Annotated in this window: 9 protein-coding genes and 3 pseudogenes; 7 read left to right on the forward strand and 5 right to left on the reverse strand. The window is 58.9% G+C overall.

Annotation, left to right across the window (positions count from 1 at the left end):
• The first annotated feature begins 414 nt into the window (after window positions 1-414).
• Window positions 415-1509: a hypothetical protein gene (locus AC24R4_RS28060; RefSeq protein WP_487524007.1), complete on the forward strand. Its 1095-nt coding sequence runs from the start codon at window positions 415-417 to the stop codon at window positions 1507-1509.
• Here the strand turns inward: AC24R4_RS28060 and AC24R4_RS28065 are convergent.
• Genes AC24R4_RS28065 through AC24R4_RS28075 form a run of 3 tightly spaced genes read right to left on the reverse strand, consistent with a single transcriptional unit; the run spans window position 1451 to window position 3683 of the window.
• On the reverse strand, window positions 1451-1996 hold the full coding sequence (locus AC24R4_RS28065; RefSeq protein ID WP_487524008.1) for a PIN domain-containing protein: 546 nt from the start codon (window positions 1994-1996) through the stop codon (window positions 1451-1453). The genes AC24R4_RS28060 and AC24R4_RS28065 overlap by 59 nt on opposite strands.
• Window positions 1993-3111 (reverse strand): ImmA/IrrE family metallo-endopeptidase, encoded by a 1119-nt coding sequence (locus tag AC24R4_RS28070; RefSeq protein WP_487524009.1) that lies wholly within the window; start codon window positions 3109-3111, stop codon window positions 1993-1995. The genes AC24R4_RS28065 and AC24R4_RS28070 overlap by 4 nt, the downstream gene beginning before the upstream one ends.
• Window positions 3108-3683, reverse strand: a complete 576-nt coding sequence (locus AC24R4_RS28075; RefSeq protein WP_487524010.1) for a hypothetical protein — start codon at window positions 3681-3683, stop codon at window positions 3108-3110. Before AC24R4_RS28075 ends, AC24R4_RS28070 begins: the two co-directional genes overlap by 4 nt.
• Before the next feature lie 405 nt (window positions 3684-4088).
• Here AC24R4_RS28075 and AC24R4_RS28080 point away from each other — a divergent pair, with 405 nt between their 5' ends.
• Together AC24R4_RS28080 and AC24R4_RS28085 are read left to right on the forward strand one after the other, a co-directional pair.
• Window positions 4089-4274 carry a hypothetical protein gene (locus AC24R4_RS28080; protein ID WP_487524011.1) on the forward strand — a complete coding sequence of 62 codons (186 nt, stop codon included), beginning with the start codon at window positions 4089-4091 and terminating at the stop codon, window positions 4272-4274.
• A 104-nt stretch (window positions 4275-4378) separates the two neighbouring features.
• The gene (locus AC24R4_RS28085; protein WP_487524012.1) at window positions 4379-6067 is read left to right on the forward strand and encodes a hypothetical protein; all 1689 of its coding nucleotides are present in this window, start codon (window positions 4379-4381) and stop codon (window positions 6065-6067) included.
• Between the two features lie 529 nt (window positions 6068-6596).
• On the opposite strand, the pseudogene AC24R4_RS28090 reads toward AC24R4_RS28085, so the two are convergent.
• Window positions 6597-7110 (reverse strand): annotated as a pseudogene (locus tag AC24R4_RS28090) (integrase core domain-containing protein); the annotation flags it as partial.
• A 565-nt stretch (window positions 7111-7675) separates the two neighbouring features.
• On the opposite strand from AC24R4_RS28090, the pseudogene AC24R4_RS28095 reads away from it, so the two are divergent.
• Window positions 7676-7913: pseudogene (locus AC24R4_RS28095) on the forward strand (phage integrase family protein); the annotation flags it as partial.
• An 88-nt stretch (window positions 7914-8001) separates the two neighbouring features.
• Here AC24R4_RS28095 and AC24R4_RS28100 read toward each other — a convergent pair.
• On the reverse strand, window positions 8002-8514 hold the full coding sequence (locus tag AC24R4_RS28100) for a nucleoside deaminase (RefSeq protein ID WP_487524013.1): 513 nt from the start codon (window positions 8512-8514) through the stop codon (window positions 8002-8004).
• A 219-nt stretch (window positions 8515-8733) separates the two neighbouring features.
• On the opposite strand from AC24R4_RS28100, the gene AC24R4_RS28105 reads away from it, so the two are divergent.
• The 3 genes and pseudogenes from AC24R4_RS28105 to AC24R4_RS28115 all read left to right on the forward strand — a co-directional run.
• Window positions 8734-9648, forward strand: a complete 915-nt coding sequence (locus AC24R4_RS28105) for a LysR family transcriptional regulator (RefSeq protein ID WP_487524014.1) — start codon at window positions 8734-8736, stop codon at window positions 9646-9648.
• 877 nt (window positions 9649-10525) lie between these two features.
• Entirely contained in the window at window positions 10526-11866 is a 1341-nt protein-coding gene (locus AC24R4_RS28110; protein WP_487523776.1) for an HlyD family secretion protein, read from the forward strand.
• A gap of 52 nt (window positions 11867-11918) precedes the next feature.
• Window positions 11919-12721 (forward strand): annotated as a pseudogene (locus tag AC24R4_RS28115) (hypothetical protein); the annotation flags it as partial.

The raw sequence follows: 12721 nt of genomic DNA on the forward strand, positions 1-12721 counted from the left end.
TCCTTCGCTGCGGCAAGCAGGTGTGCGGTCGTCAGCTTGTTCGGATCGACGGCAACCTCGCGGCTATGGCCATGGCGTTCACCACCATCTTGCGAAGCGCACCGCCATCCAGCCCTTCGCATGCGCGCGCGATCTCGACAATATCCTGGGGGCTGGCCGTCGTCGCGAGCGCCGGAAACTGCTTCGCCAGACTGCTCAGGCATTGATCGAGAACCTACAACAACAAGCCCGAACCACTTATCGTCCAATTGTGAAGCTGGGCCATTGCGCCTACAAGGAGAGTTTTTTACACTTACGGGTATATTGTAGGCAAGCAGTCTGTTGTGAGCAGTATCAGTATCGGTCTGGATGTTTGCTTTGGGCGTGTACTGCATGTGGCGCGCCTAATGACAACCCCTATCTGAGCATCTCACGATGAAATGCAAGATTGTCTCGGTTGGAAGGCGTCGGGATGGCGGAACGCGCTACTGGTGCTTGTCCCATCATGCAAACGCCACAGCAAAGTACGGCGTCGCTGCCCGGCAATGTGTCGCTGCACACGACTTGCCAATCGGGCCGCACGAGACCCTAAACCTCGCTTTCTCCGACTATCCTGGTGGCGTCGCGCTATGGGGATCAGTTCCAGCAGTTTATGACACTACCCACCAGGCGGTAGATCGTGGCATCCACGTGCATGCGCGGCGCACCGTAGGCGGGCATAAAGAGATCGACCGGACGTATCGGAAACTGCGTATTCCGTTTGCCGAAGACCTACTTTCTGACGGCTGGGCCGAAGTGGAGGAGATTGACGCCATCAACTATATGGTGTCCACCGTGTTCGGTTTTTCGACGATTCCGGTGAGCTGCACATATTGCGGATTCCCACATCTGGACCGCGACTGGTTCGCGGTGCATCCGCACCGCAGGCATCAATGCCACGGATGCGGCAAGCAGTTTTCGGATTCGTCCACTGGAATTGGGAACCCGCTTGCTACGATCAGAGCACACTTCGATGCCAAGGCGACTAAGGAGGTCAAAGCGCCCAGGAATCTCTTGCTAAAGCAAGCCGACTTTCTCGGCGGAGTTCAGATCTGGGGATCGAATCCAGCGCTGATATGGACATCCACGGAAACTGAAGAGAGTGGAATCCATGTACACGCTTTTCGACACTATGACGATGAAATACCTGAAATCGATGACACCTTTGCAAAGGTCGTCATCGACGGGCAAAAATTAGAGGCAAGTCATGTGCGGGTATATATGGCGCAATCGGCTATGCCTCACCTTGAAGGTCGGATCGTAGCACTGACTTGCCCGACTTGCGCCGCGCCTCACTTTGACAATGGAGAATGGGCGTACACGCCTCACTCTGAACATGTGTGCCACGCGTGCCAGCACGTCTTCCACTCGCCGACTCGTGTAAAGAAGACTATCGGCAATCCATTCGCCGCACTTCGCCATGCGTTAGCCACTACGGCTCCGAACCCGTTGCGCCAGGAGAATCTTGGATTTCGGCCCGAGACGATATAGTGGAGACCGTGAATGTTTCCGGAGCCAAGTCAGGGAGGTAACCTCCTCGTGATTTCATCAAGTTGAACGCATCATAAGCTTGCTCCGGACTTAAGATTCCTGCTGAGACGGCTTCCTTTAATAAGCCGATTGAGCCGGTGAAAGGGAAGTCGGGGATGGCCCGGTTGATGATTTTCCTTGCGGTGCCATCGTCGCATGCCACACGACATTTCATGACTTGGGCAGCTAAGATGCACTCCGTTTCGCCTTCACCAAGTCCCCAGGCTTCTAAGGCAACCTTAAACTCGTCAAAGTCGACCAGATCTGCGTCGACCCATTCCAGATCACCGCGCTGTACTGCCGCATTAATAGCGTTTGAAACCGTTTTGGATTCCTGACGTACAACCTCGCTTACCATGAATTGGTGCCCGGGCAGGGAGACAATCTCGGCAAACACTTCGCCGTTTGCCAGATTGATGAGCGTGGATGCATCAAGAATGATAATCACACGCTTATGTCCGAATTGGCTGCCACCAGAGTAGACACCGGCACATTCAAAAGTTCGGCCGCCTTCCCGAGAGACATCTGACCTGAGCGGATCTTCTCAACCGCGGCATCGATCAATAATGGTGAAGCAGCAATCGCTAGCTTCGGACGCGGAGGGATGTCGATTGCCTCGGCGAACCGCTCGGGATTCTTATAGTCATCCACCAGCTTCTGGTAGAACGCTCGAGCACCCGATCGAGGCAGAAGGTCCAAGCCCTCAAATCGTCGGGCGGCGACCTCAAAGCTAACGTGAAAAAAGTGGGCGACCCAGGCAATCTCGATTGCACCCAGAGGTCCTTTCGAAATGCCCATTCGGTCCCGAATCGCTTGGAGTGCACGTAAAACTCCGTGGCGAGGCAAAAGCAGCGATGCAGCAAAAGCATCGGCGAACCGCTCTTCCTGGCGTTTAGGTTCGTTCAACCCGCCCACCTCCTTATCCAAGTGAGCATATCCATTGTCTCGCGAGTCGTGATGTGCAACCAGATGTCCTAGTTCATGCGCGATCGTAAATAGCATCCGCGGCTGAAACGTGCGCGCTCCCAGAATGATTAGCGCGTGGCCTTCGACAATTGCGGAAACACCTTCAATGCTCGGATCTCGCGAAAACAGGACAAAGACGCCCAGTTGACTAACAGCTTCCGGCAAATCCTGAAAGGGCTCGAGGTCGTCTAAGGATCCAATCGAACTGCGGAAGCGATCGGCGAACGCTTCGGCGATCTCGACTCGCGGCTCTAGACCATCGAAGAGCTCTAACCATGTGAGATCGGAAGGAAGCCCGCGGGCGATCACAAGAGCATCGCGCACCTGCGCGGCCAGCACATCAAGTTGGGGCGTAACTTCGATTTCACGCTGATCGAGCGTCTTCCGAAACAAAACACGTATCGGCTCGGCAGGTGCGCTGTCCATGAGGCTCGATACGGGGACACCTAAGGCACGAGCAACCTGCCTGAGTTCTCCGAGCGTCGCGTTGCCCCCCTTCACTACCTCTTCGAACCTGTCTAGGGAAAGACCGGCCTTTGCCGCAGCCTTTTCCATCGATAAGTTGCGGCTCGCGAGATAGGACGCAATGTTGGTCACGCCCTCGCCTCGCGTTTGATGTCTTCGAGCGCATGCCTTAGTCGCTCGACTTGCGCATCGGACAAGCGCCGCGCACGCCCCATAATATGGTGTACGCGGGATCCATTACGGTCGAACAAATCAGAAAGGATCTCTATGGTCCGATCACGCCCGAGTTGCACTTCCCGATCGCTCTGTAGGACCACTGGGTTCTTTCCGAGCACGTAGTTTTTTATTCGGTTTTCGAATTTCGAGTGGCTGTCGCGAGGGTTCTGAGTGCCGTCCGGCATCGCGATGATGTTCCCGTGCTTTTGTCCGTTCTCAAATCGAAGGGCATTTTCCGGATGCACGCGCAACGCCTCCAACTGATCTTTGAGCTTTTCGTCGATCTCCATCCCGCCAATGACATATTGCGGGTAGGTCTTCCCCAAGCTTCCGCTCACAACAAAAATATGGTCGCCGGGCGTCACCAATCGACGCAAATCTGGCCGACAGGTCCCCATAGTAGGACGTGGAGCGGTCAATATCGGATCAGCGAGCGCGCGGCCGGCGCCAGGATCGGAATTGGGCGACACAAATATGTAGCTAGACATATCTTCCCTACAGTTGGGGGTGGACACTGTATTTATATACAGTACATCGATCTGTGACAAGTAGTATTCGCCCCTTCCCGACGTTGTAAGACACGCCCCCGTCATAGATTGTCACAGAACGCTGAAATTTCTCAGGTTTGTTGCTCCCTGCATACGGGAGGTCCGCAGAGAGGGTTCTGTGGTCGATAAGTAACGAGAGGTATCGATCGCGGGCGAAGCCTACTGTGAAAGTGTCTAAACATGCACTTTTCTTTGGGAATAGCTTGCAAAGCCTCTAGGTATCGTCCTAATCTCATTACGTGGGTTGAGCAAGCTCCCGTGAGTTGACGTTGCTACACCTAAAGCATAAGATAGTGGGTTGGCATTTTTCATGCAGTACCATGTTGTGCAACTCTGGAGAAAATGATGGACAAGCGGCTTGTTGAGATGGCAGCCAGGGTCCTGTTAACCGGAAAGGCAGAGCGCCTGAGCGGAGAGGATGCGCAGGCCGTATTTGAAAGCTACTTTGAGCGCGCGCAGGAGCCCATCCAAGCTCTGCGCCGGGAACAAGCCGCCGCCATCGAAGAGAATCGCTTTGTGACGTGTCGCTGACACGCATCGAGAACCGTTAAAGGGCCACTTTGGTGGCCCTTTTCTTTTGTCCTATGACGTCAACAAACGAAGTAAGTCTTTCTAGTGCGACAAATGGCCGCCTGGTGCTTCACGCCATCAGCAACGCGGAAGACATCGTTGCGGTACTTATGGGCCGCACCAGTGCCCAAAACTCGCAAACCGGTGCGCGCCATCGCGCGCCTTCCAATCAGCATCAACTCACCCCGTTGCGCAATATCGCCGCGATGTTGGCAGAAATGGGCTGCAAAGCCGCAATTGTCCAGGCGCCTTCCACAGACAAGGAGTATCAGGCCGAGTTTCGCGCATATTACTCCACCACATTCTCGAACTACTCTCGATACTCCCAAAGGGTCCATTTCTTCTCGGTTGCGGTGGAGCAAGGCCAGGCACCGCTCGACTATATTGACAGAATTGCCGGAAATGACCATGCCGACGTTAATCAGACGCCGGGCTACCTAGGCTTCGTCAATGTACGGCCTGTCAAGTCTGCGCCCGTGGGGAGAACGGTGCTGAAGGCGCCGCCAGAGTGTACGTTCCTGACAGTAAAGGACTCGTTCAGAACCACCTTGGCAGGAAGAACCTTGAAGGTCGTGGGAGCACCGTTCATGCAACAGGACAGCGCGGTGGGGGCCTGCGCCCAAGTGGCGATCTGGTCAGCATTGCGGGTCTTGCGGAAAAGGGACGGCAGGGATGCCATTACCGTGGCCGACATTTCCGCCGAAGCAGGGGCATCTGTGATCTTTGGGCCGGTACTTCCGACCAAGGGCTTGGGCGTCCAATCCATGCTCGCAATCCTTGAGCGCTTCGGATATCACGGTCATCAACTACGAACAAAACTGCCGGCCAATGCAGCGCAGCTGCCACTTGCTCCTTGCTATCGATATGACCTGGACCGGGTCAAGGATTTGGTCTACCCATATATTGAATCTGGCATTCCGGTGATCGCGCTGTACGGTACAGAAGTCGACCAATTTTCGCATGCAGTTGTCATCGTTGGTCACGACTGGGATACGTCGCGATCGGCCACAAATGGTCCGACGCGCAGCGTGCGTGTTGACACAGGAGGCGGTTGGTCTCAGTCTTTCTCTCTATACTCTCCAGTCAACTGGATCGATCATCTCTACATCCAGAATGACAACGATGGTCCGTATCGCAGCGTCAGTCGAGAGGGGGGCCTCTATCCATACGGATCCATTCAATCGGTAATTCCGTTGCTGCCAAAGGACGTTTATGTCTTTGCGGAAGAGGCCTCCTTCGCGGTGCAGGAGACATTGTCAACGTTTCTCGACATTGCAATGACTGCGTCTTCAGTGACCGGTATCACGAGGACCGATGATTTTCATTTGGAGTTTGTTCTGCGACCGTTCCTGACTTCGCGCCACGAATTCCGGCGTTGGGCGATCGAGAACACTGAGAAGGAATTGCAGAAATTTTACCGCGAACGGCACTTGCCCGAGCGGCTTTGGGTGTTCGAGATTAATCGAAAGGGGGGCTATCACCAGGCTGGTGTGCAAATCTCGGAGGCCGCGCATGAGAAGACTCAGCGTATTGGAGAGATTCTCGTGGATCCCACCGGCGACGTTTATCATTTCCCGGTACTTTGCGCCCATATGAGCTTTCAATGGAAGAAAGGAGCGACGACCGGCATCATGATTGACTTCGATGTCGAAGAGGGCGTAGAGGCGTTCCTGATCGACGAATCTGTGAATTCATACAGCATTCACATGCGGGAAATCGACGCCGCGGGACATGCCGCACCGGCGCTGGCGTAGCGACGTCTTCCCCACGCCCTTTTGCGATTGCCAGCCGCGGGAATACCGAGGGAGAGCGCCGCAGTGCGGCGACACTCCCTTGGCATTCCCCAATCGTAAATCTGCAATAACTATTGAACGGTTCCTCGAGATACAAGGCACCCGAAAAGTGGTGACACCTCCTTGAGACCCACAAATGTCGAATTGCACTGAATCAGCATTCCACCTGCCTTGGGTGGGTTACGATCAGCGCAATTCAACAATCCGCTTCGCCAGCCGACCCTGAAGCTGCTGCGCGCATGCTAGACATCGGCAACCAAACGCGCCCCACGCGTGCGTGAAACTTTAACCCTGTGCGGCCTGGCCACGAACAAGCGGCAAAGAGGCTGCAGCTTATCCAGAAAATCATCCCGCTCGATGCACCAGAGTCGCTCGAACACCTAAATTGTGTTCTATTTCGGGCGATCCCCGGCCGCGAACAAATAACCAAAAAGCCTCGATGGGCAGTCGTGTTGGACCCTTTTTGAGTTGGCTAGACACGCGGACCCCGTTAGGTTGATGACGCCTCAGCCCCCCTGAACTCGCGGGCGAGCGGTATTTCAGGGCTTTGTGCGGGTGGCGTCGTTGTAATGCTCAAACGCAACAGCCAGACGCGAGAGCGCCGTTGGCGCGTCAGGGTTGTCCATATAGAACGTAGTTGTGTTTTATGGTCTTCACGAACGATTCGGCCATGCCATTGCTTTACGGCGAGCGCACAGGCGTCGTCAGCTGGTCCGGCCCAGCTGACGCGCGAAGCGTCGCGTGCGATGGTAGATATAAGCCGAGCCGTTGTCCGTCAGCCATTCGTTGGGCCGTGCCGTTTCCGTGGTGCCGAAGCGCTGCTCGACGGCGGCCAGCATTACGTCGCGCACCACGTCGGCGCTATGCCCGCCGATCATTGCTGCCCAGCTAATTGCTTACCGGTCGCCGCAGTCCCACGCAAACGTCACACGCAGCGGCGTGCCGTCATCGCATGGAAACTCGAAACCCTCGGAGCACCTGCGCGTATTACTTTGGTCGCTTGCGCCGGCCAAACACCTGGTTCGGGTTCCCGCCGTGCCGCCGCGCTACGGCTGACACCGACGCGCCAGGTGCCAGCATTTCCCTGATAGGGCACAAGACTATCCCCTATTTTAAGAGAGTCCGCGTGTCCTTAGATATGCGGGACTGCTTCAGATCCACTTCGTTCGCGCGTCGACGCAACGCGCCGCGCTTGCGTATTGAGCGAGCGCCAGGAACTTGGTCGACACATGCCGTAGCTTGGAATTTGGTGAAGGACAGTAGATCGGAAAGCTCCGATGGTCGCCCCAGGAACACGGCCAGAGGCTGCGGAGCCTGCTCGTCACGTTTCACCGATTTGGCGAAAGAGTCCTGCAAGCAGCGAGTTGCAACGAAGACGCGAGCATCGCGCCCTCCTCCGCCGACCTAGTTTTCAGCCGCATACCCGGCGAAAGGCTCGTCCCCCGATAGGACACTACTTCTATTGGAAGTTTAGACACAATTTTAGTTTCATCAGCTGTGGCGTCTCGCCCACCGCAATGCGATAGTATCGATAACAAACATTATCGATATAGCCACATTTTCGTGGCAGCCTACGCGACAGCAATTCGCGTCCATCCTCCGCTCCACGCCTCGCTTGCCATCTCCCCGCCGATCACGGACACCGCGATACCTGGCTGCCGGCGCGTGCCGCGTCGGCGCTGCAAGCTCACGGGCTGAAAACACTGTCCGACATGACCGTGCGGATCCCGCGCCGCCGGCGTTGGTGGCTCGCCATTGACGGTCTCGGCGAGCGCGGTGCCCGCCCGTCGAGGCATTCTTCGCCGCGCAGTAGTGCGTTGACGTCTCTCTGCACTCGAACGCCATGGCGCTGTCCGCCTCGGCCCGCACCATGGCGGCCGGCTGGAGATGAATGACTACTTCCAGAAGCCGGCGTGCGCCTGGGCGGCTTCGTCCTCCAGCATCGGGCCCGCCACCTTGACCTTGCGCTGGCCGCGTTCGAAAACTTCTCGGCACGGCAGCGAGAACGTGGGGTTCTCGGGGTGGTCTCCCGTGAGACCGAGCAGGGAATGCTCCGAGAGTGCGTAGACAACGCGACCGATTCCGGTCCAGTAGATCGCACCGGCACACATGCAGCACGGCTCCGCACTCGTGTACAGCGTGCAGCGGGCGAGTTGTTCCGGCGTCAGCACGCGTGCTGCTGCAGCAGCGGCGGCCAGTTCGGCGTGCTGGGTCGGATCACCTTCCGGTGGCATCGAGTTGTTGCCTGCGGCCGCGATGATGTTGCCGTTCTCGTCGGCAACCAGCGCAGCGAAAGGATGCCGGCCGCGCTGCCTGGCCTCATATGACGCGGCAATAGACTGGCGCAGCAGATCCATATCCAGCATTGACACGTCCTCGGGAGTTTCTTCAATGTTCAGGGTTGCCATGTAGTTCTCCAGGGGAATAGGACGATAGGACTTGTTCAGCAGCGCCAGAAATGACATTGGCAGGACCCCAACGCTGACCGAACCGCCACAACCATCGCATCACGAGCCCGGCATCACGCGACGCCGCTCTATTGCTCGAGGTGCATCGGTGCGGCATCATCCATCGAAGCCACCGCCAAAACAAATTAGGAGCCATCGATTTTATCGATGGACAAGTCAATGCGTTTTTCCCTGGAACAACTTCAGATGTTTATCGCCGTAGTGGAATCCGGATCGTTCTCCGCGGCCGCCCGGCGGCTCGGAAAAACGCAGTCGACGATCAGCAGCGCCATCGGCAATCTCGAGATCGAGCTTGGCGTATCGCTATTCGATCGGACGAGCAAGATTCCCGTCGTCACGGAGGCGGGACGGACGCTGCTTGCGGAAGCCTCCGCCGTGCTGGAGCGGTGCCGGTCACTGGAGGCGCATGCGGCCAGCCTGGCGGACGCGAACCCGGCCGAACTGACGCTGGCGATCGAGATACCGTACAACACGATCATGCCGGCACTGACCGATTTCGAACGGGAGTTCCCATACGTCGACCTGACCATTCGCAACCCGGTCTATGGCGACGTCAGCGACCTGGTACTCAAGGGTGAGGCGGCACTCGGCATCGCGTTTGCGCAACCGGACTACCCGCCCGAACTTGACTTCGTGCAGCTCGGCAAACTGATCATGGTGCATGTCACCCATCCCTCGCACCCGCTCGCGTCGCTGGCCAGCGTGTCGTTCGCCGACCTGCATGCCTATCGGCGCCTTGCGTTCAGCGCGCACGCCAACAAACTACCAACAACCGAATACCTTCGCGCTACACGCACGTGGCAGGCGGAGAGCTATCTCGCCCTGATGGAGATGGTCGGCAGCGGTCTTGGCTGGGCGACACTACCCCGGCAATTGATCCGCAACGAGCTGGACAAAGGCGATCTGGTCGAACTGCAGTTGACCGCCTACCCGCACACCGACTGGCTTGTCGGGGTCGATCTTCTCTGGCGGAAATCGGCCCGTCGCGGACGCGCCGATCGATGGCTGCACGATCGGCTGCAGCAACACACGGTTTTCGAAGTTGGGCGAGGCGGACAACGAACTACGCGATAGCCTCCCGTTCATGCCAGAAGCACGGGTATCAAGATAAGTTTTCTTATCGCAATGGATTGACGTGATTATCAAACCGGTAGCCAGGAAATCGGACCCAAGCCGACGCGGACGCCCGACCCCGCTTCGCCATGCTTGCTTCTCACGGCCCACGCACGGACCTTATTGCATCACGCCGTGATGCAATTTATCGGTACGCTCAGCGGCTCGATTGCGGGCGCGGCTGGCCTCCGACCCCGCGCGACGGGCCGCCGTCACACTCTGATACACAGTCGTCGATCCCTGCTTCGTTGCATTGCAGCGATGCGCCCACGCCATCATGCTTTGTACTTCTCGCCAGGCAAAAACTTCCGCGCCGGGCGAATGCTTGCAAGATCTACCTGCCCGCTGCGCCGTTGCCTTAACGTCGCGTTAACCGGCGCGGTGCCTGCATCAGCGGTTTCCTGCATGCAGGCGGTTTCGTGGATCTACGATCGACAGATGTAAGTGGTCCGATATACAGCCCTTACACATTCTTACAGCAAGCCAAGGCCAAACTGACTAACTTTGAATCGCTCCAGCGTTGCATCGCATCAATCGGCGATGCTGTGCTGTGGGCTTCCATGGCGCGTCGCGTCTCGTAGTGCCTGTCTGCATATGGCCCGTCCTGGGCGTGTGCGGACAGTTCAATGGATCGGCACACACGGTCCACTCGCCTGTCCCGGCGGCGTAGCAACGGCCCGGGGCAAACGGCGCATAACAATTGTTGGGGGACGTACAGCACCGCACCAACCGAACGGGCATGCGCTCGTGCGGCGGGATAGTGCTTGTCTGCGAATTTAACAACCGCGATCGACGTTGGCGATCGTGGGTGGCCACCTTTTTTTATCCGGGAGCTCGCATGGACAACAATTCAGACCAAAAGCCGACCGTGCCAACGCGGCTACCGCCCTCGCCGCCGCATCGGCCGCAACAGACCCCGCCGCGCGACGCCGTCGCGAAGCAAGGCAGCCCGCTGAGCCTGCGGCCGGTATGGCAGGCCATTCCGCGCCTGGCCAGTTACGGGATGGTGGGGTTCATCATCTGGATCATCCTCTCCGTGATGTTCCCGTATGTCTTCGTGCGCTCGTCGGAACGCGCGATCGTCAACAGCCCGGTCAGCCTGATCACCACCCCCGTGGAAGGTGTGGTCACCAAGCAGCTGGTGCCGGTGGGCACCGCCTTCACCGCCGGCCAGTCCTTGATGACGCTGCAGAATCCGAACATGGACCGCGCGTTGCTGATGGAACTGACCGGCAAGAAGCTCGATAACGACAAACGGCTGGAAGCGGCCAGATCGAAACTGGAAGTCAACCAGGCCCGCCTGGCCGCCACCAACGGCGACGTCAAACGCTATGTATCGGTGGCGCAGCAGCAGAACGACGCTCGCATCCGCGGCATCGAGGCCCGCCTGGCCGCCGCCCAGCAGCAGATGGAAGCGCAGGTCAATGTCGTCACGCGCAATGAAGCCATGCAGCAGGCAGGCGCCGTCAGCCAGGCGTTCACCGAGGCATCGCGCAACCAGCTTGCCGTGCTGGGCGGCCAGAAGGATGCCATCGAGGCGGAACTCAACGGTGCGCGCAGCGCCAGTGCCGCCACGCGCAACCGCGTCTACGCCTCAAACACCGACGGCGCCGCGGGCGCGCTCTCGCAGCGGTCCGACGAGCTGAAGGCCGAAAACGCCCAGTTGCAGGCCGAGATCAAGCAACTGCAGGAATACGGCGCCGAAGTCGACAAGCTGGTCAACACCGAGCAGCAGCGCCTGGACCGCATATCCAACCTCGACATCAAGGCCTATGCCGGCGGCATCGTCGAAGACGTGCTGGCGCCGCCGGGCACGCATGTGGCGGCGGGCGCCACGCTGATGCGCGCCACCAACTGCACCACACCGAGCGTGGTGGCCGTGTTTCCGCGCAGCCTGAGCAAGGACCTGTTGCCAGGCGCCCCGGTCACGGTGATGGTCGATGGCGTGGCCACGCCGCTGCCCGGCAAGGTGGCCGAAATCCTGCCGCGGGCGCCGGATGGCGACCAGGCGCGCTACTTCGTGCCCTTCCCGCCCATCGAGAAAAACGAGCTGTACCTGATCGCGAAGCTGAACAAGCCGCTGCCTGACCTGCCCGGCGCAGGCAAGACGGACCGCTGCGCGCTCGGCCACTGGGCCAAGGTCAGCCTTGACCGTCCGTGGTTTCGCCGGCTGATCTGATCGGAGCCGATCGCACAGTCATACACCCAACGCCCGCAGGAAGGAGACTACCGTGCAGCGTACGACCGCAGGAATGCCATACCGGGCCGCCCGCAAGCGGCTGACCGAAGCACTGATGACAGCCGTGCTCACCACCCCGCTGGCCCTGTCGGCGGCGCCCGCCCCGGGCGATGCCGCGCGCGACCCGATGCGCGACCAAATGCGCGACGCAGGTTGCCAGACGCTGACGCAACGCGTGGCTGCCATCCCGGGCAACGGTCCGGTCATGCTGGCCAGCTACGAAGCCGCGCCGGGCGGCGATCCGCTGCCCGGCCCGCTCAAGGAGTCGGCCTTTGTCTATGACAACGCGCTGGCTGGCATCGCGCTGATCGCGTGCGGCCAGAAGGATGCCGCGCGCCGTATTGCCGATGGGGTCGTGGCCGGCGTCACGCGCGATCGTCATTATCACGACGGCCGCATCCGTAACGCCTATCGTGCCGGCGCGATGCCCGCCGACGGCGCCGTGCCGATGCCCGGCTGGTGGGACGCCAAGGCCAACAAGTGGTTCGAGGACCGCTACCAGGTGGGCACCGCCACCGGCAACGTGGCCTGGGCCGCGCTGTTGCTGCTGGCCGCCTACGACGCCACGCGCTCGACGCGCTATCTCGACACGGCCAAAACGATGATGGGCTGGGTCGACAAGGAGACGTACAACGCCGACGCGCCGGCCGCCTTCATCGGCGGGTACTTTGGCCACGAACCATCGCCGCAGCGTCAGGGCTGGAAGTCCACCGAGCACAACGTCGACACCTACGCGGTGTTCCGCTGGCTGTCGCGTTATGACAGCGACCCGCGCTGGAAAACCGGCGCCGATCG

The sequence above is a fragment of the Cupriavidus sp. CER-90 genome, from assembly GCF_057652055.1.